This window comes from Salimicrobium salexigens (assembly GCF_900156705.1).
GTDB classification, from domain to species: domain Bacteria; phylum Bacillota; class Bacilli; order Bacillales; family Halobacillaceae; genus Salimicrobium; species Salimicrobium album.
Genome location: NZ_FTOK01000007.1, coordinates 37,596 through 62,823, shown reverse-complemented (window position 1 = coordinate 62,823; position 25,228 = coordinate 37,596). Strand labels below are relative to the sequence as shown.

The following is a 25,228-nucleotide window of genomic DNA, read 5'->3' as shown; positions in this document are numbered from 1 at the left end:
TTTTAAATCGCTTCTTTCATATGGAAGCATTAAAAACTCCGACCATTGAATGAGAATGGTCGGAGTTTTTCAGTATTAATTATTTTTCTTCTTTTACTTCATCCGGTACCTGAAGGCCGAGACCTTCGGCGACACGGGTTCCGTAATCAGGGTCGGCTCTGTAGAAATGAGCGATCTGACGAAGCTGGATTTCCTCTGAAGTCACCGGTTCCATATGACCTACTACGGCATCAATGAGACGATCCTGCTCATCTTTACTCATCAGACGATACAGATCTCCTGCCTGCGTATAGTGATCGTGGTCCGGGTAAGGTACGCTATCGGCATAGCCTTCCACTTCGAACGGATTGATCTTCGACGTATCATCTTCTTTCGGAAGATGATCGTAGCTGTTCGGTTCGTAGTTGTAATTGCTTCCTCCGTTGCCGTCTACACGCATGTAACCATCGCGCTGATAGTTATACTGTTCGTTTTTCGGACGGTTTACGGGAATCTGTTCATGGTTTACACCGAGACGGTAGCGCTGAGTATCGGAATAAGAGAACAGACGGCCCTGAAGCATTTTGTCCGGAGAAGCTTCGATGCCGGGTACGAAGTGAGCCGGGGAAAGTGCAACCTGCTCCACTTCGGCGAAATAGTTTCTCGGATTCCGGTTGAGCGTCATTTTACCGACTTCGATACGTGGATAGTCTTTCAGAGACCATATTTTCGTAACGTCAAACGGATCCCATTTGTATGATTTCGCATCCTCAAACGGCATAATCTGTACGTATAGCGTCCAGGAAGGAAAATCACCTTTATCAATAGCGTTGAAAAGATCTTCCGTGTGATAGTCAGGATTCGTTCCGGCAATTTCATCCGCAACGGAAGCGTCCAGACCTTTCACACCCTGGTCACTGACGAAGTGATATTTAACCCAGAATGGTTCTCCTTCGGCATTCACCCACTTGTAAGTATGACTCCCGTACCCATTCATGTGACGGAAAGTAGCGGGGATACCGCGGTCTCCGTGAAGGTATGTCACCTGGTGAAGAGACTCGGGGGAGTGAGACCAGAAGTCCCATACCATGTTTTTGTCTTTCAGGTTTGTCTGAGGGTTTCTTTTTTGCGTATGAATGAAGTCAGGGAACTTGATAGCATCGCGAATAAAGAAGATAGGGGTATTATTACCTACAAGATCGTAGTTTCCCTCTTCTGTGTAAAATTTAATGGCGAAACCGCGCGGATCACGGACGGTATCGGCTGAACCGGATTCCCCTGCGACAGTGGAGAAACGGATGAACATATCCGTCGCTTTTCCTTTTTCACTGAGAAAGTCCGCTTTTGTGTAATTGGAAATTTCATCATTTGTTACTTCGAATGTACCGTAGGCTCCGGCACCTTTGGCATGTACGACTCGCTCAGGAATTCTTTCGCGGTCGAAGTGGGCCAGTTTTTCCAGCAGGTGTACATCCTGAATCAATCCAGGACCGCGACGACCGGCTGTGAGTGAGTTCTGATTGTCTCCAACGGGTGCGCCGCTCGAGGTAGTAAGACGATTGTTCTTATCTGTCATAATCCAAAACCTCCTGTATAATTTCTACAATATCCATTATAACAAATGCCCGTTTAAAATCAATGTTTTTTTATAATGATTTTAAATAAATGGCGATTCATGCTTTCGCAGATGCTTCGAGGAGAAGGTCGTGGAAAGAGGATTACGTGTGTTAATAAAAGGAAATAACAGGTGAGTATTTTCTTAAAAAATATAGTATTTTTCTCTTTACAATAAAGGGACTATCTATTATATTTGGGGAACCACAGGAAATCGGTTTCCACTCTTGTCTGTGGTGGAAGCGGAACCTGTAATAAACTGAATAAAGGAGGGAAAAATATGACACTACTGTACACGAAAGCCCGTGAACTTTTTGAGGAAGATTTCAAAAAGAATCCAGTCGCTAAAGAAAATGCAAAACCAACTTCGGGTGTGAAGCAGACACGGAGCGGTAAATTGTTCCGGAAGCCTAACAAGCGCAAGTAATGGTGATGCAGTGGTGGAGTTAACTCTATGAGAAAAAATAAGCAGTTCTGTTTAGGACTCTTAATAAACGAAAGTCATTAGGTCAGCGTCTTTGAGTGAGCAAAAAATGCTCAGGACGCTGATTTTTTACATATATAATGCTCCGCCTGTCTTTACTGTAATAGTTTACCTACGGCTTCTTCAGGATATAGATAGAAGAAATAACAGATAGGAGTGGAGAAATTGCTATTTGCGGATAATGCGTTTAAAGGGAAACATATAGTAGTCACCGGAGCGTCCAGAGGAATCGGCAGGGAAACGGCCATTCAGCTGACCAGGTCCGGAGCGTCGGTTACGCTTACAGGTAGAAACCGGGAAAGATTAGAGGAAGTACAGAAAGAATGTGAAAATGGAACAGGGGAAACGCAGATTGTGGTGGCAGACCTTAATCAGGCAGCAGATCGGCAGGAGCTGGTTGAGAAGTCTCTCGAGTTTCTTCCGGTATATGGACTGGTGAATTCAGCCGGCGTCCTCAGCACTTATTACCTTGAGGATATTCCGGAAGAAGAGCTGAGGAAAGCGATGGAAGTGAATTTCTTCTCGCTGACTCTACTCACTCAGGAATTTTACACGGAAATGAAAAAGAGGGAAGAAGGAGCCATCGTCAATCTCTCCTCCCTTTCCGGTCTGAGAGGGACACACGGGAACGTGGCGTACTGTGCTTCCAAATTTGCCGTGACGGGATTCACCCAGTCGCTTGCCCATGAAGCGATCCGCTCCAATATCCGCGTGAACGCCGTAGCACCCGGTTTCGTCGATACAGAAATGGGGCGGAAGGCCGTCGCTGCAAAAGCTGAGAGGGAAGGACGGAGTTTTGAAGAACAGTGGGAACTGGCCCAGTCCGGGAATCCGTCCGGCAGAATTACGACTGCCGGAGAAGTGGCCGGTACGATTCTGTTTCTCCTCTCCGAAACTTCCGAAAATATTATCGGGGAATCAGTGAAAATATCCGGAGGAAGTGTCATGAGATAGTTTGTATTTCCGTATCAAGGGAATTATATTTTTAAGAAAATACGAGCTCATTAAAAGGAGGAACGTTTGTGGGACGTCTTTTAAAACGAATAATCAAATATGGACCGATGCTCTATCCGCTAATCCGCAAGTTTATGAGAAGAAAGCGCTGAAGCGTTCCGGTCATTATAAAATAAGCGTGGATCCGGCGCTTATTTTATTTTATACTGCGGGCTTTTCAGTATAGGCAGATAACTTTTGTTATACTTACAGGTAGAAAAAAAGGGGGGAGAGTCATGGAAGAATGGGATAAATCGAGAGTAGTCCGCTTTTTCGGGGGCCGGGGACTTCTTTACATACTTGGAGTACTTCTGCTCATCGGGGTGAACATCGCCGTGTATTCGAATATATCTTTTATATTCGATCCGCTGTTCGTTTTTATAGAGACGGTAGCACTACCGATCATTCTGGCCGCCGTCGTATACTATCTGCTCCGCCCTGTCATCACTCTGCTCGAGAGAACCGGTATCCCCCGCATCTGGGGCATACTGATTACCACCATAATCGTTGCGGGTCTCATCACCCTGCTCGTCTTCCTCGTCATTCCATTTTTTGAGCAACAGTTCATGAAAATGGTGGAGGAGCTGCCTGATTACGTTATGCAGGTGGCGGAAGGTCTGGACGAATGGCTCAAAAATTCTATATTCGCCTCCTACTATAATGATCTGTTCGGTGATTTCTCACAGACGCTGAATAACCTGCCGGAAAACTTGAGTACGTATATCGGGGACGCGCTTTCCGGGATTACGAGCATTATATCGGCGGTCACTACTATAGTCATCGCTATCATTACACTGCCTTTCATTCTGTTTTACCTGCTCAAGGATGACCATAAGCTTCCGGGTGCGATGCTGCGCATTCTTCCGCCACGTACACGGCCGGAAATGAAAGAGATGTTCCGGGACATCGATCGGCAGCTGGCTGCCTATATCCAGGGGCAGATTATCGTCAGCTTCTGTATCGGTCTCATGCTGTACGTCGGATTTCTGATCATTGGCATCGATTACCCGGTAGTTCTTGCGGGTATCGCCAGCGTGACGAGTGTCGTTCCCTATCTCGGCCCTACGATCGCGATCACTCCCGCACTCATTATTGCGCTCGTGACTTCCCCGTTCATGCTTATAAAGCTTGTGCTCGTATGGACCGTGGTGCAGCTTTTGGAAGGCAAGTTCATTTCTCCGCAGATCATGGGAAAACGGCTCCACGTCCACCCTGTCACCATCATTTTTGTTTTGCTCACTGCCGGCCATCTGTTCGGTATTATCGGAATTATACTGGCCATTCCGGGATATGCCATTCTGAAGGTTATCGTTTCCCACCTGTTCCACTGGTTTCAGAGACGTTATAACAAATTTGCTGTCGGAAACGATAAATACGACCTTTAGTTTCAAAAAAATCGTCTTTTTTCCGAAAAAAAGATTTAACAGCAGAAGAAGAGGGAAAGAAAATAAAGGTAAATTTGAAACGTTCAGGTCTGCTTTTCGTATACACAGTAGAGAGGTCACGGTCATACTTTTTTTGGATGAGGTGAGGCAACGGTGAAAAAACTGGATGAATTGATTCACGATTTGCGTAACATAGGTGTGGAAGTGGAAAAAGTATACAAGCTCTCAGAGGGGAAATAAAGACGCTCATCACGAGCGTCTTTACTTGGATAGGTTTCGGTTTATGAATACACGAAAAAGGAGAGGAGACAGATATAGTGCTTACGAAATGGGTATTTACAGAAAGACAGGCTAGTCTCATCGAAAAAGCGGAACGAATTAAAGAAACGGCTTATGCACATGCCGAAGAAGCGGACGAAAATGCTTCCTTTCCGGACGAGGTCATGGACAAAATCAAAGAGGAACAGTACCCTTCTCTGCCTCTGATACAGAACCTGGGAGGAGAAAACATAACTTTGTACGAATTTTTGCTGATGCAGGAGAAGATCGCCGAAGGGGACGGTTCTGTCGCTCTTTCCATCGGCTGGCACATGGGAGTCATGATGGAACTGCGTGATGAAAGACCGTGGCAGGAAGAAAGGCTGGACCGGTTAATGAAAGAAGTGGCCGGGGAACAGAAAGTACTCAACCGTATCGCCTCCGAACCGGCTACCGGAAGCCCGACGCGTGGCGGCATGCCGGAGACTACGGCCAGAAGGGAAGAGAACAGTTATATACTGACCGGAAGGAAAACGTTCGCTTCTCTTGCCGATCATCTTGATTATTATCTTGTTTCTTCTTATGTGGAAGACATCGATACGATAGGCTGGTTCCTTATCCCGAAACAGACAGCGGGCGTGTCCGTCGAGAAAACATGGGACACACTCGGTATGAGAGGTACGGAGAGCGACGATCTGCTGATGAAAGATGTGATGCTTCCGGTGGACGCTCTGGTGGAAACGAAGTCCTCGAAGCCTCCCGTACCGAAAGGTTGGCTGCTTCACATACCGGCCTGTTATCTCGGAATCGCTGTAGGAGCCCGGAACGAAGCTGTGGAATTTGCGAAAAATTTTCAGCCGAACAGTCTCGATACCCCAATCAGCGAAGTGCCTCATATTCAGGACAAACTCGGTACGATGGAGTGGAAACTTCTGCAGGCTCACAGTTTTCTCTATGATACAGCAAGAAAATGGGATGAATATCCGGAGCGGAGAAACGAATGGGCGGAGGAATTAGGGGCCGTGAAGCTGGCGGTCACCAATGCCGCCCAGGAAGTGGTGGATCTCGCTATGAGAATCACCGGAGGCCGCGGCCTCTCCAGGCGTCAGCCGTTCGAAAAATATTACAGAGATGTAAGGGCAGGTCTTCATAATCCGCCGATGGACGATGCTGTCATCAGCATGCTCGCCAGAAATGTATAGCTGTTCATAAAATAAAAGAGGGCCTGCGGAGGCCCTCTTTTGTTCGCGCTTACTCTCTTTCGACGTTTTTCTCCAGTGTATCGTACGTACGGCGCCACGGAGAATCTTTCGTTACGTATATGACCCACCATATAAGGAGAGGCTGGAAAAGCGGGCGCAGCCAGAGAGCAGTGAGACTGGTGTTTTCCGTCCACGGGGCTGGCACCTGCTGGATGGCTGCGTAAATGTTAGCCGGCAGAACTACGACGAGGAATACGGCTGTTGCGAGTCCCGCCGCTTTTCTCGTATGAGGGAAAATAAGCAGAAGGGAGAGCAGCCATTCCGTAATTCCTGTAATATAAACGAGCTCGTAGCGGAAAGGGAGAAACTCGGGGATCATCGCCGCAAATCCGCTGTCATAAATAAAGTGAAGAATTCCTGCGGAGAATAGCGCACCTGCAAATAAGTAAAGGCCGATCGTTTTAATCATCGAAGACAATCCTTTCGTGTTGGATTTATATTACTGTTATTCATTCAGTTCGGTTATAATAAGTATAGGTCTATTACATTTTTTTAAGGAGAAGATTAACGATGAAACTAATGAAATACTGGCTGCTTACGGGCGTTGCGCTGGTGATGTTCCTTTCTGCCGCCGTTTCTGTACAGGCTTCGAATTCCAACAGTATTAATGAGAAACTCGGTCTGCCTATTGTAGTGTACGGAGATGCCTTATCTGAAAGCCAGAGGTCGGACGTCAGTGACCTGCTGGAGACTTCGAAACATGAGCAGCTGGACGAATTTACAGTGACAGGCCAGGATATAGCTGAATATATCGGCGGCAATCCCAACTCCAACATGTACTCCTCGGTAAAAATCATTCATCAGGACAGCGGCGGGCTGAATGTTGATATTGTGAGTCCCGACAACATTACAGAAGTTACCCGGGAGATGTATGAAAACGCCCTGCTGACGGCGGGAGTGGAAAACGCTGAGGTGCTTGTAGCTTCATCAGTCGCTGTGAGTGGCCATTCGGCACTGACAGGCATTTACAAAGCGTACGATGCGAAAGGTGCTTCTCTCGATAAAGACCGGATGCAGGTGGCAAGCGAAGAACTGGATGTAGCCACTTCCATCGGGGAGAAAGAAGGAATAAGTAAGGATGAAATCAGCAGTCTGCTTACGGAAATCAAAAAAGCTATTGCCGAGCAGAACCCTGCCACCCGGGAAGAGGTGGAGCAGATTGTAGAAACGCAGCTTGACTCGCTGCAGATCGAGCTCAGCCCGGAGGACAGAAAAAGGTTGACCGATTTGTTTGACCAGATGCGAAATCTGAATATAAATTTCGATGAAATGCAGAGTCAGCTCGATGACTTGGCCAGTGGGTTCCAGGATCTTATCAATGACGAAGGGTTCTGGAATAACATTAAGACAGCCGTTCAGGACTTCCTCCGTTCCCTGCGCAACTTCATAGATTCAGTTCTGAATTGACAGAGTAAAGAGAAGCGCTCCACAGGCGCTTCCCTTTTTTAGTTTTTCACTATTTTTGCATCTTCTACAATTTGTTCATAAGGCACGTCCTGTACCCCGTCATAATATTTCTTAATCGTGCCTTTTTCATCTACAAGAAAGAACTGGGTGCCGTGTGTCACCTGGTCCTGACCTTCCGGCTTATCTACGATAATATGGAAACTATCTTTGGCGAAAGATTCAATGGTCTGCTGATCGTAACCGGTGACGAAGGTCCAGTTAGAGAAATCCACTCCCTGCTCTTTACCGAAGGACTTCAACTTTTTCGGATCATCGACGGTCGGGTCGATACTGAAGGAGACGAATTCCACGTCCACCCCTTCTTCTTCCATCTTCTTCTGAAGCTGTGCCATATTTCTCGTCATAGGCGGACAGACAGTGTTACAGGAGGTGAATACGAAATCGGCAATCCATACTTTCCCTTCCATACTTTCCATACTGAAGGACTCCTTGGCCTGGGTAGTGGCTTCAAAACTCCCGGTTTCCCAGTCCACCGGGTCCTCAAGTTCTTTTTGGCCGCATGCTGCAAGAAACAAAGTGAATAATATAAGAATCCATAGTTTTTTCAACGAGGGTGAAGCTCCTTTCCGTATGTATCTTTTATTAGTGTAACTACTCGCGTGGCGATGTACAATGAACAAATTGAGAACTTTCACTTTTTCTCCACACGCCCTCCTCCCCCTGCTTAGGCCAGCGCTTCTAAACGGAAGTTTCCGCTTTTCATGATCCAGCTGCAGCGTCCAGAAATTCATGTCACAAGCAGCTCGGACCAGTGAAAGGAAAGGTCGTCTTTCACGTGACCGGTCTGCTTGTGCCTTCATTTCTAATCGGACGCTTCCGCTTTTCTTTGTCCAGCTGCAACTTCCAGAAGCTCATGTCCTAAGCAGTACCCTTATTTTCGGGATAGGGCACCCGAAAAGTAAGCCTCCTGCTTACGCCAGCGCTTCTAAACGGAAGTTTCCACTTTTCTTTACACCTGTTCGATGTGCAGATATACTGTTACGAAACGATAAGCGGAGGGGTTTATTCATGAGAGATTCATCATTTTTCACTAAAGTTGTTCATCATAAAGCTGACCAGACGGCTGCGGTCCACAGTAAGGCGACGCCTATTTATCAGACTTCGGCCTTTACGTTCAAGGACCTGGATGATCTGGAGAAGTATTATGAAGGAGAGACATCCTACCTTTATTCCAGGGAAAGAAACCCGAATCCGGAAGAGCTGGCCGAGGGTGTTGCTGCTCTTGAAGAAGGAAGCGCGGGAGTTGCAGCAGCTTCGGGCATGGCAGCGATATTTGCGGGAATTCTTTCCGTCGTAAAGCCCGGCGATCATATCGTAGCTGCTGAGGATGTGTATGGCGGGACGCACAACCTTCTCTCTCATGAATTGCCTTCTCTCGGCATTGAAGTAACGCTCACATCTTTCCGTGACCAGAAAAGCATAAAAGGGGAAATACGCCCGAACACGAAATTGCTTTATTCAGAATCAGTGACGAACCCGTTCCTCCGGGTGGAGGATATGACAGTTCTTCAGGAAATCGCCGGTAAAAATGATTTGAAAATTATGATAGATAATACGTTTGCCACACCTTATCTGCTGAGGCCTTTACAGCAGGGCGCCGACCTCGTCGTCCACAGCGCCACGAAGTATCTCGGCGGTCACAGTGATGCGACAGCAGGAGTGCTTACAGGAGAAAGAGAGCTCGTAGAGAAAGCACGCCGAAAAATTGTCTCCCTCGGCTCTAACCTGAGTCCGTTTGAAGCATGGCTGACGTATCGCGGTACGAAAACGTTAGGAATCCGTATGGAAAAACAGTCCCGGAACGCCCAGGCTCTTGCAGATGCCATGCAGAGAAATGCAGATGTGGAGAAAGTTTATTACCCGAAAAACGTATCGGCAGAAGGTAACGGCGCCATCGTTACGATAGCACTGAATAAATCTATAGATATGAACACCTTCTACCGGACGCTCGGCTGGATCAAGATTGTGCCGAGTCTTGCCGGAGTTGAAACGACCGTTTCTGTTCCTTCACGTACGTCTCATCGTACCCTTTCCGATAAAGATAAAGAAAGATTCGGAATCGACGACCACATTGTCCGGGTCTCTGTCGGAATCGAAAGTTCGGACGATATCTCCGCTCAGTTGGAACAGGCAATCGAAGCCTCTAAATAAGAATTTTCTAAAAATTATTGACTTTTTCGGATGCTTCCGTATATAATGCAAAGCATACCATTTAATTGAATAGCGACTCTTATCAAGAGCGGCTGAGGGACTAGGCCCTGCGAAGCCCGGCAACCTTCAAACATCGGTTTGAAAAGGTGCCAATTCCTACAGATCTTAGAGGTCTGAGAGATAAGGGGAGGATGTAAGTATATTTAACGTAAACCTCTTCTTATCGAAGGGGTTTTTTGTTTATATCTCTTCACTCAGACCCTCTGCCATACATTATACAGGAGGGATTTTTTATGACTGAACAATTTGGAAATTACGATCTGGACACGCTTGCCCTGCACGGGGGACAGGAAGTGGATCCGGCAACGGGTTCGAGAGCCGTACCGATCTATCAGACGACGTCCTACGTATTCGATGATACCGAGCACGCCAGGAACCTGTTTGGCCTGGAGGAGCCCGGAAATATTTATTCAAGAATCGGCAACCCGACCGTAGATGTTTTTGAGAAAAGAATTGCCCTTCTTGAAGGCGGTACGGCTGCTGTGGCTACTGCCTCCGGAATGTCCGCCATTGCATACTCAATACTGAACGTTGCCGGAGCAGGAGACGAAATCGTGGCGGCAGGTAACCTGTACGGAGGAACGTATAACTTATTTGCAAAAACGTTACCTCGTTACGGTATTGACGTGAAATTCGTCGATCCGGAAGATCCCGTGAACTTCAAAAAGGCGATTACGGATAAAACGAAGGCGGTATTTGCGGAGACGATCGGTAACCCGAGCCTGCACGTGCTTGATATTGAGCAAGTGTCTGAAATTGCCCACGAAGAGGGTGTACCGCTAATTATTGACAATACGTTCGCGAGTCCGGTCCAGTGCAAACCGCTGCAGTGGGGCGCGGATATCGTCGTTCACTCGGCAACCAAATGGATCGGCGGTCACGGTACAGCTATTGCCGGAGTAGTCGTGGACGGGGGTACCTTCGACTGGGCGAACGGAAAGTTTCCGGGCTTTACAGAGCCGGACGACAGCTACAACGGTCTCGTTTATTCGAGAGACCTCGGGGAGGTGGCATTTGCCACTAAATTCCGGGTGCAGCTCCTTAGGGATATGGGGGCGTGCCTCAGTCCTCAAAATGCTTTCCTTCTGATTCAGGGGCTGGAGACACTGTCTTTACGCATTGAACGTCATGCTGAAAATTCCCTGAAAGTGGCTAAGCATCTGCAGGCGCACCCGGACGTGGAATGGGTCTCCTACCCGGGTCTTGAGGGTCACCCGGCACATGAACTTGCCGATAAGTATTTGCAAGTCGGCTACGGAGCTATCGTTAACTTCGGTATCAAAGGAGGAAGAGAGGCCGGAAGAAAGCTGATCGATAACGTCTCTCTCTGGTCTCATGTTGCGAACGTAGGGGATGCGAAGTCTCTGATCATACACCCAGCGTCTACTACGCATCAGCAGCTGTCCGCAGAAGAACTGGCGGCAAGCGGAGTGACAGAAGAACTGATTCGTTTGTCCGTAGGAATCGAATCGGTCAAGGATATCATCAATGACCTGGATGAATCGATTGAGAAGGCGACGGACAGGGCGGCTGCAGGCAAGTCATAGGCCTGCATACTGCGCCTGGGCTCGAAAAAAAGTATATTTCTGCCGGATTAAGAAGAAAAGCACCGGTTTTGCATCTGGACATTTAGGGGAAAGGATAGGTAAGAGTCCAGTTTACAAAATGGGGTGAAGTCATGTTTTATTCGCTGACGTTTCAAAAAATCGTTCTATTCGCATCAATAGGTCTTATTATAGGTGGATTAATCGGTTTTGCAGGAGTACTGGGATTTGATCTGGATGGATCCATTTTCATCATTTCCGTACTGCTCAGTATGCTTCTTGTATTTGCTGCAGCAATGTTTGCGGAACTGTATCACATCCGGGAAGCGATCAACCGCTCCCGCAACCGCTAGGCGAGCCCGTTCAAACGGCTCGCTTTTTCTTTGGTATATTTATTTCACAAAAGAAACCAGGGGCTGAGTACGAGCAGCAGGAGATAAAATATTAAAATTACAGAAAAAACGATATAGCTTATTTTTGTGAGCTTTTTAAAAATGATGAAGAAAGTCGCCAGCACGGTTAAAATAATGCCCAGTGAATAAAGCAGTGCCATATGGATGTCCCCTTTCCTGTATGAATATACGTAGGTATTTCTATTGTTGCAAAGGAAAGGTTTGTATCTGCCCGCTTTAGGGAAACGGGAAGGAACCGGATACAGTCAGGAGCGTGGGCCATGATCGAATTGTTGTTTGGAGCTGTCTCCCTGGTGTGGCTGATGGAGTTCCTCGTTTACTCCTCGCCCGCGTCCCGGCAATCGGAGAAAGTATCTTTCTGGTATATCTTTTCAGCCATGCTCGTAGCAGTGGCAGTGATTCTTGGAGTGGATATGTGGAAAGTGGACGTCCCGGCAGTGAAATGGACGGGTCTCTTTTTTTACGGAGCCGGCGTAACGCTGCGTCTTTCGGGTATTATGCATTTGAAAGAACAGTTCACAAGGAACGTAAGCGTAAGAGAAGGTGATTATCTGGTCAGCAGCGGCCCGTATCGCATATTGCGTCATCCGCTATACACCGGACTGTTAAGCATTGTCATCGGTTTTGCGCTCAGTAACGGCAGTCTATTCGGACTTCTCGTGGGAAGCGTTCTTATAGCCGCAAGTCTTATATACAGAATTAAACTGGAAGAGGCGATGCTTACGAGACAGTACGGAGATGAGTACGCGCAGTGGTGCAGGATAAGATATCGGCTGATCCCTTTTCTTTATTAATATGGAGGTGCTAAGTATGGCGAATCAGAAAGCGGTAGTAGTAGGAGCAGGTCTAGGCGGTATGTCGGCAGCTATACGATTGAAGGCGGACGGTTATGATGTAACGGTTCTCGAGAAAAACGAAAATATCGGTGGAAAACTGAACCAGAGATCCGGGAAAGGATTCACTTTTGACACGGGTCCTTCCATCCTCACCATGCCCTGGGTCCTCGAGCAGCTGTTCGAAAGCGTGCATCGTGATATACACGATTACATAACTATCAAAAGGGTCGAACCTCAGTGGCGGACTTTTTTTGAAGATGGCAAACAGCTTGACGTAACGGGTGATTTGCCTACGATGCTTCAGGAGATGTCCAAAGTGACGGATCGCCCGAACAGTTCACTGACAAGCTTCTTATCGTACAGTCAGGATATGTATGACCTGTGCCTGAAGAGTTTCTATAAATACAGTATCTCGGGTCTCAGTGATCTCAGGAAACATCACTCCTTCAAAGAACTCATGCAGATGGACCCCATGAAGACGGTGGCTAAAGCGAACCAGGAGCATCTGGACAACAAGCATCTGGAGCAGTTATTCAATTTCCTCGTGATGTATGTCGGTTCCAATCCCTACTCCGCACCCGCAATTTTGAACCAGCTGGCGTATGTGCAGCTGGGGCTCGGCATCCATTATGTCGAAGGAGGCATGTATCAGATTGCGGAAGCAATGGGAAAAGTGATGGAAGAACTGAAAATAGACGTTCATCTTGAGACACCTGTCTCTCATATAGTGACAAAAGGAGAAGAAGTGACCGGTGTGGCTACTGCCAGCGGTACGATGGAAGCGGATGTCGTCGTCTCCAACCTGGAGGCGATTCCTACGTACCGTTACCTGGACGGCACGAAGAAAGGGAAGAAAGAAGCGAAACAGCTCGAGAAAAAATATGAACCGACAGTTTCAGGACTTGTATTATTACTGGGGACGAACAAAAAGTTCGAACAGCTCGAACACCACAATTTCTTCTTCTCCGACTACCCCGAGAAGGAATTCAAGGAAATTTTCGATAAAGGGAAGCCGGCCGAAGACCCGACTGTCTATATAGGTGTGTCGGCCAGATCGGATGAAACCCAGGCCCCGGATGGGAAAGATAATCTGTTCGTCCTTACTCACGTTCCACCTCTCGAAAATAAGAAAAGAAAAGGCTGGGACTGGGAAGCATACAGAAAGACGGTAATTGAGAAACTTGAACGTATGGGGCTCGAAGGCCTGGAAGACTCCATCGATTTTGAATACCAGTTCGCACCGGAAGATCTCGAATCCCTGTACGGGGCAAACGGCGGTTCGATTTATGGTGTCGTAGCGGACAAGAAGTCGAACGGCGGCTTTAAAGTACCGGCTCAGAGCGCTCTTTACGATAACCTCTACTTTGCCGGAGGTTCCACGCACCCGGGAGGCGGAGTGCCGATGGTAACGCTGTCCGGCCAGTTGACGGCGGATTTAATCAAAAGCAAACAACGATAGTTAGGAGTTCAAGTTTATGGCAGTCCTCATATTTTTAGGGTTTTTTGTTTCTGCAATCGCCACTTTTTTCATAGCTTCCAATCTTGCAGTGTTCGGCGATGCAGTAAAGGAGAAAACAAAAGCGACCTCTACTTTTGTGGGAGCTGTAATCGGCATAGCTATTTCTCTTCCGGAACTCACCTCGAGTGTGACGGCAGTTTTTATCGATACGCCGGGTCTTGCAGTCGGTAACCTGATAGGTAGTAATCTCTTTAACCTTCTGGGTCTGGCAGTGTTCGATATCATTTACCGGAAACATGAAATTATGACCCGGACTACGGTGGAAAGTAAACTGTACGCCTATCTCGTCATTTTTCTGACGATGATCGTTATAGTTGCCGTGGCTTTTCCGTTGCCCACCCCCTTTCTTCACGTAAGTTATTCTTCGGTCGCTCTCGTATTATTTTATGCAGTCGGAGCCCGATTCATTAATAAGCGTACGGAATACAAAGGACGTAAAGTGAAGAACGAAAAGAAGCAGGAAAGATACCGGGACTATACCAAAAAGCAGGTACTCACCCGCTTTATAAGTCTCAGCGTTGCCATTATGGTGATGGGGAGTATTTTAACGATTACGGCTGAGGAGATAGCACAAATCACCGGACTCGGCTCTTCGTTCATCGGTGCATTTCTCGTTGCAATCAGCACCTCTTTGCCGGATGCGTCGAGTGTAGGGACCGCTTTGAAGATGCGGAACTACAATCTTGCCATCAGTTCTCTGATCGGCAGTAATGCCTTTAATATCCTCATCCTGGCCATTACCGATGTAATGTATTTCCGGGGAAATCTTTTCAGTGAATCGAGCCGGGTCAATGTAATTGTAGCTGTAGCATCGGTCGTATTTGTACTTCTATTCCTGATCAGTATTTCCAGGAAGAACCCGAAGTATCAATTTACGTACATGATCCCTTCTTTTTTGATCATAATTCTTTACTTTGCCGTAACGTTCTTTTCGTTCCAGATGAAATAGGGAAGTATGAAACAGCATAAAAAACCGAACCCTTTAATCAGGGGTTCGGTTTTTTGCTTTTTATATGGCAGGCTGTAGGCATTTCTGTTTTTCCTTCCCTTCAGAAAACAAAGGACGATCCGAAGGTAACGAAAACCTGCTTTTCCTGCCTTTGGAGGGAAGAAATCGGCAGTGAAAGTCACGTTTTCGGCATAATCCTTACTTTCGTACAGCCTTGCTTCGTGCAAAGGGAACGATTCCTGCATAATGGTCGTCATTTTCTTCAAAACAAAGGACGGATCTCGTCGGGCTGCCCGTCGGAAACACTGCAGCCTGAAATCCGCCCTCTATAAATCTATTTCTTCCTGCCGAACGGGAACCACCAGTTCCAGTGTCCGAAAAGTTTCATGAGGCTTGGTACAAGCAGCAGACGGATAATCGTAGCATCGATGAAGATAGCGATGGCTATCCCGATGCCGATCTGCTTGACGGGAACCACACCTGTGAAGGCGAAAGCTCCTGTAATCACAATCATGATCAGGGCAGCGGATGTTATGATTTTACTCGTGTTCGCCACGCCTTCCACGGTGGAGTAGTGGTTGTCTTTCGTTTCCAGATAAAATTCTCTCATTCTTGATATGAGGAATACTTCATAGTCCATACTCAGACCGAATACAAGGCTGAATACGATGACCGGGAGAATCAGAGCAATGTCTGACTCGTTCAAACCGAGATGGCCTCCCTGGAAAAGCCACACGAGAATACCGAACGTGGAAGCAAGTCCTAAGATATTCATCAGAATCGCTTTGATCGGAATTAAAATGGACCGGAAGGCAAGCATCAGAATAAAGAAGGTGGAAACGATAATAATGGTCAGGACGAGCGGCAGTTTATCGAATATTTCATCGTATATTTCCTGGTTGAAAGCAGGGGAGCCGCCGATGCGTGCATCTTTCTCATCTTTCCACTCTCTGACAAGACTTTGAGCTTCTTCCGAATTGTCGGCTACGGAAAGATTCACCGGAAGGAGAAGCTTATCACCGGCGATGAACTGTTCAATAGCCGGTTCGAGGGCGCTTTTCGTCTGCGGGTTCTGAAGGGCAGCGTACAATTCCTCCGATGATCCGACATCGGACGCCGAATACAGGGAGTCTACGCTATCCACAATCCCAGGGTCCGAATAAGCATCGATCTTCTCTTTCATCTCTTCGAGTCCTTCTTTGCTGAGCCAGTCTCTTTCTTCGTTGACGACTACCTGAATCGTACTGTCGGAGTCGCTGAGGAAAGTGTCTTCGATCGTTTCATAGGCACTCCTCGAATCGTAGCTTTCGGGCAGTGCGTCAATCGTCGGGATAGAGACGCTCATGTTCGAGATCGGGATAATACCGATGAGAAGAACAATGAGAGATAAGAGCGCAGTCATTACCGGACGCTTCATAATACGTTTAGCGAAAGCTCTCCAGCGCGGTACGGTGTCTTTCTCTGCAGGAAGGACGCGCAGCTTGTTGATTCTCGGTCCGAGCAGCCGCAGGAGACCGGGGAGAAGCGTAAGTGACGTGAATACGGCGAGAGTGATCACTATAGTTCCTCCGAGCGCTATGTTCAGGAAGATGTCTACGTTAATGATACTCATGGCCCCGAGTCCGATAAATACACAGACCGCAGAAAAGATGATGGAACGGCCGGCCGTGCGGATCGTCGTCACAATAGCGTCATCAATGGACTGACGGGCCAGTTCTTCCCGGTAACGGTTGATGAACAGCAGTGCGAAGTCGATACTCAGCGCAAGTCCGATCATCGGAGCGATGTTCAGTATGAATACGGACAGGGAAATACTTTCCCCGGCAAGCGCCAGAAATCCGAATCCTGAAACTACTGTTACTCCTCCGATAATCAGTGGAAGCACTGAAGCGGTCAACGTTCCGAAAGCTATAAGAAGAATCAGTAAAGCGAAGGGCAGACCGATCAGTTCAGCATTTTTCAAATCCGTCTGACTGGCTTTATTGATGTCCTCCGATATGACCGGCTCCCCGGTCAGCGTTACTCCGGACGTATCTTCCGTAATAGAACGGATTTCGGAGATTTCTTCGGTGAGTTCCGTACTTTCTTCATTAAAATTGACGGCAGCGTAAGCAGTGTCGTCCTTATACATATCCTCCACGTCGAGAGGCGACTGAATAGAGGATGCTATGTTCAAATCCTCTATGCTGTTAAGCGTATCTTCAATTTTTCCGTCGTCCGCCTGCTCGAATAACACGAGGATGGTTGATTCGGGACGGTCGAAATCATCTGTAAGTATTTCCTGAACTTCTTCATATTCTCCGTCTGTGCGGAACCCGTCTCCTTCAAGGAGCGAGGGGAGGTCCAGGGCGAAATATCCAAGTACAACAAAAGCTATCAGCCATAGGGTCAGTAATAAGGCCCGAAGCTTCACGATGCCATGAGCTAATTTTTTCATAAAAGTTACTCCTTTTTTCTTAGACTCCTCTCCTTATTGTACTCATCTGAAGGAAAGAAATAAAATATAAAGAGTTACCGGCATGAGAAATCGGGGAAAGGTGAGAGGAGAGGTGATAGCTATGGATTTACCTGAAGAAGTAGTAGAAAGAGCGAAACGGAATATCGAGCCTTTTGATACGGAGGGATTCGTGCTTGGCAAAGGCCCGGTCCCCGCGGATATTATGATGGTGGGGGAAGCCCCGGGGGAAAATGAAGTATATGACGGGGAGCCTTTCACCGGAAGAGCCGGAAAAGAACTGGATAAACAGCTGTCCTATCTTGGCTGGACAAGGGAGGACGTTTACATTACGAGTGCGGTGAGAAGCAGACCCTACAAGTGGGAAAAACGGCCGAACTCGGAAGAAAAGCGGAAAGCGAACCGGAAACCGAACAAAAAAGAAGTGAAAGCTCATGCGGAACTTCTCGATTTGCAGATAGAGACAGCCGAACCGAAAGTGATTCTTCTGCTTGGGGGAGTGGCGTATCAGAGACTTGTGGACGAAAAAGGAAAAATTTCCGAAGTGATTGGAGAAAGACTGGAGACACCGATTTTGAAGTACGACCGGGAACAGGATACGTATATTCCTTCCGACGAGAAATATATCGTCATTCCGTTGTATCATCCGGCGGCCGTGTTTTATAATCCGGGAATACGAGACTCCATTTATGATTCTCTCGACCGTTTGAAAAGTTATTTGTAATAATATTCCTTCGAGAAGATCTTTCGGAGGGTTTACATATAACAGAATATCGGGCAGGGGTTCGTTTTTCAGCTATTACAGGAAAAAGGAGGGAGATAGTGACTGTTTTTAAAATAATAGGGATACCTATTATTCTTACTGGAGTGATTTTGGTGCTGGGGCCCCTTTTTGATTATAATATAGCAGAACGGATAAGTGCGGTTATTATAGCCACTTTATTTTGCTATTTGCAAGTTTTCATTTCATATAAGAAAAATAAACATACTGTTAAATGACTTACAGCTTAATTAAACAAACCAGGTTTATTTATTTTCATGAGATGGTGCCTGTAAAACAGTCGGCATTCAAAAACAGCTGGAATGCAGGGGAATAAAGAATTTCTCATTAATATGATTCTCCTTTTTCAAAAAACACCGGTTTATTTTGTCTGGATACCTTTCCCCTTTATCTATTTTAATCAAAACGTCTGTAGTCATGGGGCTGAGCCGGGAATCGAGTCTCTTATAGCACTGTCAATAGGTTTTCGTATAAGCTGCTTATAAAGAGGTAGGAAATGTGGTGTACACTCATATTAAAAATAAGAGACAGGCGTAGAAGCCTATCTCTTATAAATCATCAAATCCGTTATCTTCTGAAACTTTCGTGTACTGCCTCGATTTCTGTTCGAAGAAATCCGACTTCCCTTCATCAACGTTCTGATAGGCACGTATCCAGCGCATCGGGTTTTTCCTGTGCTCCGGAAACGGTCGTTCGGCTCCCATCTGCTGGGCTCTTGTGTTGGCTGTAAATCGGATATAGCTGTCGAGATCCATCATCGGAATACCCGGGAAGTCTTCTCCGATAATGTGGTGAGCCCATTCAATCTCAAGTTCGGCCGCCTGCCGGAAGGTTTCTGTCGTGAACTGACGGAATTCCTCGTCATCCAGCTGTGTCTGTTCTTTAAGCGTTTCGTTAAAGATACGTGAGAACAGGTGGACGTGAATCTGTTCGTCCCTGTTGATGTAGTTGATCATCGTGGAAGTGGAAACCATTTTCTGGTTGCGGGCCAGGTTGTAGAAAAACGCGAACCCGGCATAGAAGAACAGTCCTTCCAGAACGACGTCGTAGACGCAGGATTTCAGGAAATTTTCCGGTGAAGGGTCATCGATAAAATCCTGATACCCGTCCGTGATGAACTGGTTCCTTTTCTGCAAAATGGGATCGTGTTTCCAGTAATCGAAAATCTCCTCCTGTTCTGCTGAAGGAACGAGAGTGGAGAGGATATAAGAGTAAGACTGGTTGTGTACGACTTCCTGAAAAGAAAGTACCTGCATCAGTGCCGCGAGACTCGAGTCCGTAAGATAGTCCGCGATTTTCCCTGAGTAATCCGTCTGAATAGAGTCGAGAAAAGCGAGAAGGCCGATGATCTTTTTGAAAGACTGTTGTTCGCGGTCGGAAAGCTCCGGCCACTGCTTCAGATCGTTGCTCATATTGATTTCGTCCGGAATCCAGAAATTTTGCAGCATGTTTTTATACATAGGGTAAGCCCAGGCGAATCTGGTGTCGTCCCAATTAAGAACGTTGGATGTTTTCCCGTTTATAATACCGGTGGAACGGTTTGGAGCATCGTAATCGACGAGTGTCCTTTTTTCTATAGTCATAAGTATAGACTCCTTTCAAAATTCAAAGTGATAAGGCTAAGCGGAAGGCTAAGGGAATGGGGGGATCCCCCTGAGCCTCCCGCTTAGCCTGGAACCCCTGAACGGGTGGTTCCGCTTTTGTTTTATCCAGCTTCAACTTCCAGAAGCTCTCGCCATAAGCCGTAATCTTATTTTCGGGGAAGGTCGCCCAAAAAGTAAGCTTCCGGCTTACGTCAGCGCTTCTACCGGGAAGTTTCCGCTTTTATGGTATCCAGCTGCACCATCCAGGGGTCCGCTGTCTAAGCAGTAGCTTCTTTTTCAGGAAAAGTCCCCTGAAAAACGAATCTCCCGCTTAGCCCGGAACCCCTGAACGGGTGGCTCCGCTTTTGTTTTTCCAGCTTCAACTTCCAGAAGTTCCCGCCATAAGCCGTAATCTTATTTTCGGGGAAGGCCACACCCGAAAAGTAAGCTTCCGACTTATGTCAGCGCTTCTACCCGGAAGTTTCCGCTTTTGTTTTATCCAGCTACGCCATTCAAAAGCCCATAAGATAAGTGGTCCCTCCTCGTTCGGAACAGTTCATCCGAACCCCGGAGTGCCCGCTTATCTTAGAGCTTCTAAGCGAATGGCTCCGCTTTTGTTTATGAAGAGCAGCTTTCGCATTCGTCATAGGTGCTGCCGGAGGTGGAGCGTGTGTAATACGTCGTTTTCAATCCCTGAGCCCAGGCGTCGAGGTGAAGATTCAGCAAATCTTTGGCTTGGATGTCATTTTGTACGTACAGGTTAAATGATATGGACTGATCGATATACTTCTGTCTCCGGGCATTCTGAGCAATGCTCGTATGCTGGTCGATGTCATGGGCTGATTTATAGTACCAGTAGTTTTCCGGGTTCAGATCCGGTGCCGTCACAGGAATCTTGAAATCTTTCTTCTCCTCCGAATAGAATTTTTTGAAAATCGGATCGATACTGGCAGAGCTTCCTGCAATAAGAGAAGTGCTCGAGTTCGGAGCGACCGCCATAAGATAGCCGTTTCTCAGTCCGTTCCTGTTCACCTTGGAAGCGAGTGTTTTCCACTCGTCTGATGCCAGTCCGCGTTTTTCGAAAAAGGAACCTGTTTCCCAGTCGGAACCTTCGAACAGAGGATAACTTCCTTTTTCCCCGGCGAGCTCAGCACTCGCCCCGATAGTCAGATAGGCGATTTTTTCGTAAAGGTCATCGGCGTACTGGACGGCTTCCCCCGACTCCCAGGCGATTTTATTCTGTGCCAATAGATGCGCCCATCCGAACGTACCAAGGCCGATGCCGCGGTAGCGCTTGTTTGTCCGTTCCGCTTCGAGCACGGGGATGTGATTCTCTTCGATAACGTTATCGAGCATCCGCACCTGGATCGGAACGAGTCTTTCAAGAGCATTCGCCGGTACGGCTTTGCCGAGGTTGATGCTCGAAAGGTTGCAGACGACAAAGTCTCCAGGGTTGTGCACGGTAATGATTTGTCCGTTTTCCGTGTACTGGGCAGTCTGAGTCGTGGCACTCTGGTTCTGGGTTATTTCCGTACACAGGTTACTGCAGTAAATCATGCCTGCGTGGTTATTCGGGTTCGTCCTGTTCACTTCATCCCGGTAAAACATATACGGCGTGCCGGTTTCGAGCTGTCCGATCATGACGCGCTTCATAATGTCAATGGCCGGCACCTTCTCTTTGGACAATTCCGGCTCACGCACGCAGGCTTCGTACCGGTCGCGGAACGTCCCTTCCCCTTTTTGTTCATCGAAAGAGTCTTCCAGAGAGAAGCCCATCTTCGTTCTCACTTCGTGAGGGTCGAACAAATACCAGTCCTGTCTGTCCCGGACGGCTTCCATGAAAAGATCAGGCACGGAAATTCCGGTGAACAGATCGTGGGTTCTCTGACGTTCGTCTCCATTATTCAGGCGACTGTCGAGAAAAGAGAAGATATCTTTATGCCAGACGTCCAGGTAGACGGCGACGGCTCCTTGCCTCTGTCCGAGCTGGTCGACACTAACCGCCGTATTATTCAGTTGCTTCATCCACGGGAGGATACCGGAGGAGACGCCTTTGAAGCCTCGTATATCACTGCCCCGCGAACGTATTTTGCCAAGATAGACACCTATACCGCCGCCATGCTTGCTCAAATTCGCAATGGATGTATTGCTGTCATAGATCGACTGCAGACTGTCGTCCACCGTTTCGATAAAGCAGGAACTGAGCTGGCCGTGAGATTTCCCGGCGTTCGCCAGAGTCGGTGTGGCCACAGTCATGTAAAGGTTGCTGAGCGCCCAGTAGGCCTCTTTAATGTAATGCAGGCGTGAGGAAGAGCTCTCCCCGGCCATAAGATTCATTGCAATGATCAACCATCTTTCCTGAGGCAGTTCCATCGTTTTTCCATCTTTCATTTTTGCGAGATAGCGGTCATCCAGTGTCTTCAGACCAATGTAAGTAAACTGGAGGTCTTTGTTCCGGTCGAGCAGAGATTCAAGCTCCTCCACTTCTTTTTTGGTATAATGGGTGAGCAGGGACGGGGCGTAAATCCCTTCCTGGACGAGAGCTTCCATCAGCCCGTAAAGGTCGGTATACGGACTCTCCGTCCGCCGGTTTTTCTTCGCTTCGGTGTACATCGTCTCCAGATGTGCCCGGGCGGCGACATAGGTCCATTCCGGTTCGGTTTCGTCCATCTCCGCGAGTGTTTCCAGAACGACGGAAGTGCCGTCTGTGATTTTCGGGTAGACTTTTGAAAAATCGAGATGAGGGAACGTGCTCTGAAGCTGTTCGAGCCAATATTTCCAGTCCGCTGTTACGGTTGCTGACATAAGTAAGTCCTCCTTCAAGTACCTTTATAAAAAATAAAAAAATCCGCCCCCTGGACAGGAGCGGATGAAACCATGATACGGGTATATGTACGCATCATCGTTTCATCTTCTCCAACCCCGAAAAAGGTGAAACTTTCCGATGAAAAACAGACAGGTTTCCTGGCTCGTACCCGATCTTACTCCAGCCCTTCCCGTAGTAATCTACAGTGGAGATGCTGTTTCGCGGATACTTACAGTTGCGGGGGCAGCTCCGGTTTCTTACCGGATTCCCTATTAAGCTCTGTGAGCATCTGTTTTTCAATCTATATATTGTGTTTTTTAAAATATAATTACTATATATTGATTCTATCATACATAAGATTAAATGAAATAACAAGGAGGAAAAAATAATGATCGATAAAAGATGGCATGAGAAAGCGGAAGAGAAGTGGGATAATTTTTCCGGAAACTGGGGTCAGAGAAGTGAAAAAATGTGGAAAGAAGGAAGCAGAAAAACGGTTCTTCCATTTATGCAGTCCTTCGTATCTGAAGGATCTACGGTTCTTGATATCGGATGCGGCGATGGAGAGGGGAGCGAGATGCTGAGACGCTCGGGTTATGAGGTGACCGGTGTCGATATTTCGTCGAAAATGATTGAAATGGCAAAAGAGCGTTGGAGCGGTATCCACTTCCAGCAGGCCGACCTTGCCAAACTCCCTTTTGAAGATGGGGCATTCGACAGCGTAATGGCCATTAACTGCCTGGAATGGGTCGCGTCACCGCTGCACGGATTAAAGGAAATCCAGCGTGTCGTAAAGCCTGGAGGGGTAATGGTTGCCGGTATTCTTGGTCCTGCTGCCGGCCCTAGAAGTAACAGTTATCCGAGACTTGAAGGGGAAGACGTTGTGTGCAATACGATGATGCCCTGGGAATTCGAACGTTTGGCCGGCACTCACGGGTGGACGGTTGAGGGGATGTCTTCCGTACCTAAAGAAGGAGCTCCGGAGAATCTCTCCACGCCGATGCTGGAACAGGCAGTATCCTTCATGACGCTTTTCGCTTTGAAAAAGACGAGCGGGGCCGTTTCTGAACAAGGATGACCGCTGTTACTACAAGAATGAAACCGGTCAGTTGCCACAAGGTCAGAATTTCGCGGAATACGAAAAAACTGAGGAGCGTGGCCGCCACCGGTTCGATGGTGGCTATAATCGAAGCCCGGCTCGACTCGATTTTCTCGAGCCCTTTTGTGTACAGCAGGAAGGCAAGAGTGGTGGAGAAAAGGCCGATACCGCCGATATTCAACCAGACAGCCGGGAGAGTGAAAGTGCTTTTGATATCACCAAGTCCGGCAAATGGGAGAATGGCTATGCTTGCGAATACGAATGTATACACCGTCACCGTTACCGAAGAATACTTCCGCAGGGCATACGTTGCAAAAATGCTGTACAACGCATAAAAGAATCCGGACCCGAGCCCTGCCAGGACTCCGTACAGAGAGAGATCGAAGCCGGAGAACGGGATTAGTCCGACGACGAGTGAGCAGCCGATGAGCGTGATGGCGAGTGCGAGAATTTTGTTCCCGGTAAACAGTTCTCCGAACAGGAACCGGGAGAATATCGTAACGAAGGCGGGGGCGGTGTACAACAGGGTAACAGCGACAGCTATGGAAGTTTCCTCCATAGCTATAAATAGACAAAGATTGAAGAACACGATACTGATAATACCTGTACCGATAAAATAGTGGCTGTCTTTCCAGTTAATCCGCAGGTCTTTCTTCCCGTTAAAATATGTATAAATGAGCAGCAGCAGAGCGGCACTGCTTACCCGGACGGCCACCACCTGGACAGGCGTGAAGCCGTAGTCGTACAGAAATGTGACGAACAGACCGATAATCCCCCACAGAGCAGCCCCGGCTGCGATGGAGATCATAGACATGTTTCTGCTCATGGTAACCGCCTCCCGCGCTAATAAATAATAGTTCTTTCCATCTTACCAGTTCGTTACAGTTATGAGAATAAGGATTCGGAAAACCGCCGGTCACTTAAAAGAACCTCTGATGAATTGCTCATCGGAGGTTCTTGAAACAGAGGACGGTATTTTATTTGTCTTCTCCGCACGTAAAGCAGTACAGCTGTTTATCTTCCGTAACGATGCCGTCCAGGAATCCGTCCTTACAATAAACTTCTTTTCCGCAGGAAGCGCAGTAGCCGACGAATTCTTCCACAATACCCCTCCTTTTTGGATAAGAGTTACTCAGTTACGACTTCCACTTCCCAGTTTTCGTTAACATAAAGGCCGACGACTTCGGCTCCGAGGTCCCACGTTTCAATCAGTTCCACGGCGCGTTTTATTTCTTTTTCCTTCTGAGAGCGGTCCGCCGGATTCCCGGCGCAGTCGTGATGCCCCGCGATTGTGATTGTTCCTGATCCATGTTTCTCTGTAGAAACGAGAACTTTTTTCTTAATCTCTTCAAGCTGACCGGCACTGCCTTCGAGCAGAACTTTATTGGGACCGGCTTCCGTAATCATATCGATGTATTCCACCCCGTATGTATCTTTCATCCAGTTGATGACCGGAAGCTGGACTCTGCCGTCCATACAGTTAATTGAAGTAGCAAATGACATTGATAATTCCTCCTTGTTTATAACGTTTACCCGATTGCCATTTAATTATAGCGAATTTTTTGACGAAAAAAAACCTTCCGCCACTCC

At 47.5% G+C, this 25,228-nt stretch carries 24 protein-coding genes and 2 riboswitches; of the genes, 14 read left to right on the top strand and 10 right to left on the bottom strand.

What is annotated here, in order from left to right; all coding sequences use genetic code 11:
• Positions 1 to 79: 79 nt before the first annotated feature.
• Positions 80 to 1,555 (bottom strand): catalase, encoded by a 1,476-nt coding sequence (locus tag BW931_RS09735; protein ID WP_008590953.1) that lies wholly within the window; start codon positions 1,553 to 1,555, stop codon positions 80 to 82.
• A gap of 318 nt (positions 1,556 to 1,873) precedes the next feature.
• On the opposite strand from BW931_RS09735, the gene BW931_RS13640 reads away from it, so the two are divergent.
• The 4 genes from BW931_RS13640 (at position 1,874) to BW931_RS09715 (ending at position 5,915) form a co-directional block, all read left to right on the top strand.
• Positions 1,874 to 2,020 (top strand): hypothetical protein, encoded by a 147-nt coding sequence (locus BW931_RS13640; protein ID WP_008590955.1) that lies wholly within the window; start codon positions 1,874 to 1,876, stop codon positions 2,018 to 2,020.
• 222 nt (positions 2,021 to 2,242) lie between these two features.
• Positions 2,243 to 3,031 (top strand): SDR family NAD(P)-dependent oxidoreductase, encoded by a 789-nt coding sequence (locus BW931_RS09730; RefSeq protein WP_076571916.1) that lies wholly within the window; start codon positions 2,243 to 2,245, stop codon positions 3,029 to 3,031.
• Between the two features lie 275 nt (positions 3,032 to 3,306).
• Positions 3,307 to 4,455, top strand: coding sequence for an AI-2E family transporter (locus BW931_RS09720; RefSeq protein ID WP_076571912.1), 1,149 nt, complete (start codon positions 3,307 to 3,309; stop codon positions 4,453 to 4,455).
• Between the two features lie 317 nt (positions 4,456 to 4,772).
• Entirely contained in the window at positions 4,773 to 5,915 is a 1,143-nt protein-coding gene (locus tag BW931_RS09715) for an acyl-CoA dehydrogenase family protein (RefSeq protein ID WP_076571910.1), read from the top strand.
• Between the two features lie 49 nt (positions 5,916 to 5,964).
• Here the strand turns inward: BW931_RS09715 and BW931_RS09710 are convergent, their stop codons facing one another.
• Positions 5,965 to 6,384 carry a DoxX family protein gene (locus BW931_RS09710; RefSeq protein WP_076571908.1) on the bottom strand — a complete coding sequence of 140 codons (420 nt, stop codon included), beginning with the start codon at positions 6,382 to 6,384 and terminating at the stop codon, positions 5,965 to 5,967.
• Positions 6,385 to 6,485: 101 nt separating this feature from the next.
• On the opposite strand from BW931_RS09710, the gene BW931_RS09705 reads away from it, so the two are divergent.
• The gene (locus BW931_RS09705) at positions 6,486 to 7,382 is read left to right on the top strand and encodes a DUF1002 domain-containing protein (protein ID WP_008590966.1); all 897 of its coding nucleotides are present in this window, start codon (positions 6,486 to 6,488) and stop codon (positions 7,380 to 7,382) included.
• 38 nt (positions 7,383 to 7,420) lie between these two features.
• Here the strand turns inward: BW931_RS09705 and BW931_RS09700 are convergent, their stop codons facing one another.
• Positions 7,421 to 7,990 (bottom strand): SCO family protein, encoded by a 570-nt coding sequence (locus BW931_RS09700; RefSeq protein ID WP_076571906.1) that lies wholly within the window; start codon positions 7,988 to 7,990, stop codon positions 7,421 to 7,423.
• Between the two features lie 460 nt (positions 7,991 to 8,450).
• Here BW931_RS09700 and BW931_RS09695 point away from each other — a divergent pair, with 460 nt between their 5' ends.
• From BW931_RS09695 to BW931_RS09685, 3 genes are all read left to right on the top strand, one after another.
• Positions 8,451 to 9,593 carry a trans-sulfuration enzyme family protein gene (locus tag BW931_RS09695; protein ID WP_076571904.1) on the top strand — a complete coding sequence of 381 codons (1,143 nt, stop codon included), beginning with the start codon at positions 8,451 to 8,453 and terminating at the stop codon, positions 9,591 to 9,593.
• Positions 9,594 to 9,669: 76 nt separating this feature from the next.
• Positions 9,670 to 9,780, top strand: a riboswitch (SAM riboswitch).
• A gap of 106 nt (positions 9,781 to 9,886) precedes the next feature.
• Positions 9,887 to 11,200: an O-acetylhomoserine aminocarboxypropyltransferase/cysteine synthase family protein gene (locus BW931_RS09690; protein ID WP_076571902.1), complete on the top strand. Its 1,314-nt coding sequence runs from the start codon at positions 9,887 to 9,889 to the stop codon at positions 11,198 to 11,200.
• A gap of 131 nt (positions 11,201 to 11,331) precedes the next feature.
• Positions 11,332 to 11,550, top strand: coding sequence for a hypothetical protein (locus BW931_RS09685; protein ID WP_076571900.1), 219 nt, complete (start codon positions 11,332 to 11,334; stop codon positions 11,548 to 11,550).
• 44 nt (positions 11,551 to 11,594) lie between these two features.
• Here BW931_RS09685 and BW931_RS13540 read toward each other — a convergent pair whose 3' ends face one another.
• Positions 11,595 to 11,750 (bottom strand): hypothetical protein, encoded by a 156-nt coding sequence (locus BW931_RS13540; RefSeq protein ID WP_159435691.1) that lies wholly within the window; start codon positions 11,748 to 11,750, stop codon positions 11,595 to 11,597.
• 120 nt (positions 11,751 to 11,870) lie between these two features.
• Here BW931_RS13540 and BW931_RS09680 point away from each other — a divergent pair, with 120 nt between their 5' ends.
• The 3 genes from BW931_RS09680 to BW931_RS09670 are packed head-to-tail and all read left to right on the top strand — an operon-like array spanning position 11,871 to position 14,914.
• Positions 11,871 to 12,404 (top strand): methyltransferase family protein, encoded by a 534-nt coding sequence (locus BW931_RS09680; protein WP_076571898.1) that lies wholly within the window; start codon positions 11,871 to 11,873, stop codon positions 12,402 to 12,404.
• Positions 12,405 to 12,420: 16 nt separating this feature from the next.
• The gene (locus BW931_RS09675) at positions 12,421 to 13,905 is read left to right on the top strand and encodes a phytoene desaturase family protein (RefSeq protein ID WP_076571895.1); all 1,485 of its coding nucleotides are present in this window, start codon (positions 12,421 to 12,423) and stop codon (positions 13,903 to 13,905) included.
• Between the two features lie 16 nt (positions 13,906 to 13,921).
• Entirely contained in the window at positions 13,922 to 14,914 is a 993-nt protein-coding gene (locus tag BW931_RS09670; RefSeq protein ID WP_008590979.1) for a sodium:calcium antiporter, read from the top strand.
• Positions 14,915 to 15,248: 334 nt separating this feature from the next.
• Here the strand turns inward: BW931_RS09670 and BW931_RS09660 are convergent, their stop codons facing one another.
• The gene (locus tag BW931_RS09660) at positions 15,249 to 17,351 is read right to left on the bottom strand and encodes an MMPL family transporter (RefSeq protein WP_076571893.1); all 2,103 of its coding nucleotides are present in this window, start codon (positions 17,349 to 17,351) and stop codon (positions 15,249 to 15,251) included.
• 82 nt (positions 17,352 to 17,433) lie between these two features.
• Between BW931_RS09660 and BW931_RS09655 the strand changes: the two genes are divergently transcribed.
• Both BW931_RS09655 and BW931_RS13535 read left to right on the top strand, forming a co-directional pair.
• On the top strand, positions 17,434 to 18,093 hold the full coding sequence (locus BW931_RS09655) for a uracil-DNA glycosylase (protein ID WP_234972617.1): 660 nt from the start codon (positions 17,434 to 17,436) through the stop codon (positions 18,091 to 18,093).
• A 98-nt stretch (positions 18,094 to 18,191) separates the two neighbouring features.
• Positions 18,192 to 18,368, top strand: a complete 177-nt coding sequence (locus BW931_RS13535) for a hypothetical protein (RefSeq protein ID WP_159435689.1) — start codon at positions 18,192 to 18,194, stop codon at positions 18,366 to 18,368.
• A 330-nt stretch (positions 18,369 to 18,698) separates the two neighbouring features.
• On the opposite strand, the gene BW931_RS09650 is transcribed toward BW931_RS13535, so the two are convergent.
• Both BW931_RS09650 and BW931_RS09645 read right to left on the bottom strand, forming a co-directional pair.
• Complete coding sequence (locus BW931_RS09650; protein WP_008590990.1) at positions 18,699 to 19,733, bottom strand: ribonucleotide-diphosphate reductase subunit beta; 1,035 nt, start codon at positions 19,731 to 19,733, stop codon at positions 18,699 to 18,701.
• A gap of 618 nt (positions 19,734 to 20,351) precedes the next feature.
• Positions 20,352 to 22,538, bottom strand: a complete 2,187-nt coding sequence (locus tag BW931_RS09645) for a ribonucleoside-diphosphate reductase subunit alpha (RefSeq protein ID WP_076571887.1) — start codon at positions 22,536 to 22,538, stop codon at positions 20,352 to 20,354.
• A 132-nt stretch (positions 22,539 to 22,670) separates the two neighbouring features.
• A riboswitch (cobalamin riboswitch) is annotated at positions 22,671 to 22,847 on the bottom strand.
• 80 nt (positions 22,848 to 22,927) lie between these two features.
• Between BW931_RS09645 and BW931_RS09640 the strand changes: the two genes are divergently transcribed.
• Entirely contained in the window at positions 22,928 to 23,617 is a 690-nt protein-coding gene (locus tag BW931_RS09640) for a class I SAM-dependent methyltransferase (protein ID WP_076571884.1), read from the top strand.
• Here the strand turns inward: BW931_RS09640 and BW931_RS09635 are convergent.
• The 3 genes from BW931_RS09635 to BW931_RS09630 form a co-directional block, all read right to left on the bottom strand.
• Positions 23,562 to 24,464: a DMT family transporter gene (locus BW931_RS09635; RefSeq protein ID WP_076571882.1), complete on the bottom strand. Its 903-nt coding sequence runs from the start codon at positions 24,462 to 24,464 to the stop codon at positions 23,562 to 23,564. The two genes, BW931_RS09640 and BW931_RS09635, sit on opposite strands and share 56 nt — an antisense overlap.
• 151 nt (positions 24,465 to 24,615) lie before the next feature.
• Entirely contained in the window at positions 24,616 to 24,741 is a 126-nt protein-coding gene (locus BW931_RS13790; RefSeq protein ID WP_008590996.1) for a hypothetical protein, read from the bottom strand.
• A gap of 25 nt (positions 24,742 to 24,766) precedes the next feature.
• Entirely contained in the window at positions 24,767 to 25,141 is a 375-nt protein-coding gene (locus BW931_RS09630) for a carbonic anhydrase (RefSeq protein WP_008590997.1), read from the bottom strand.
• Positions 25,142 to 25,228 lie beyond the last annotated feature (87 nt).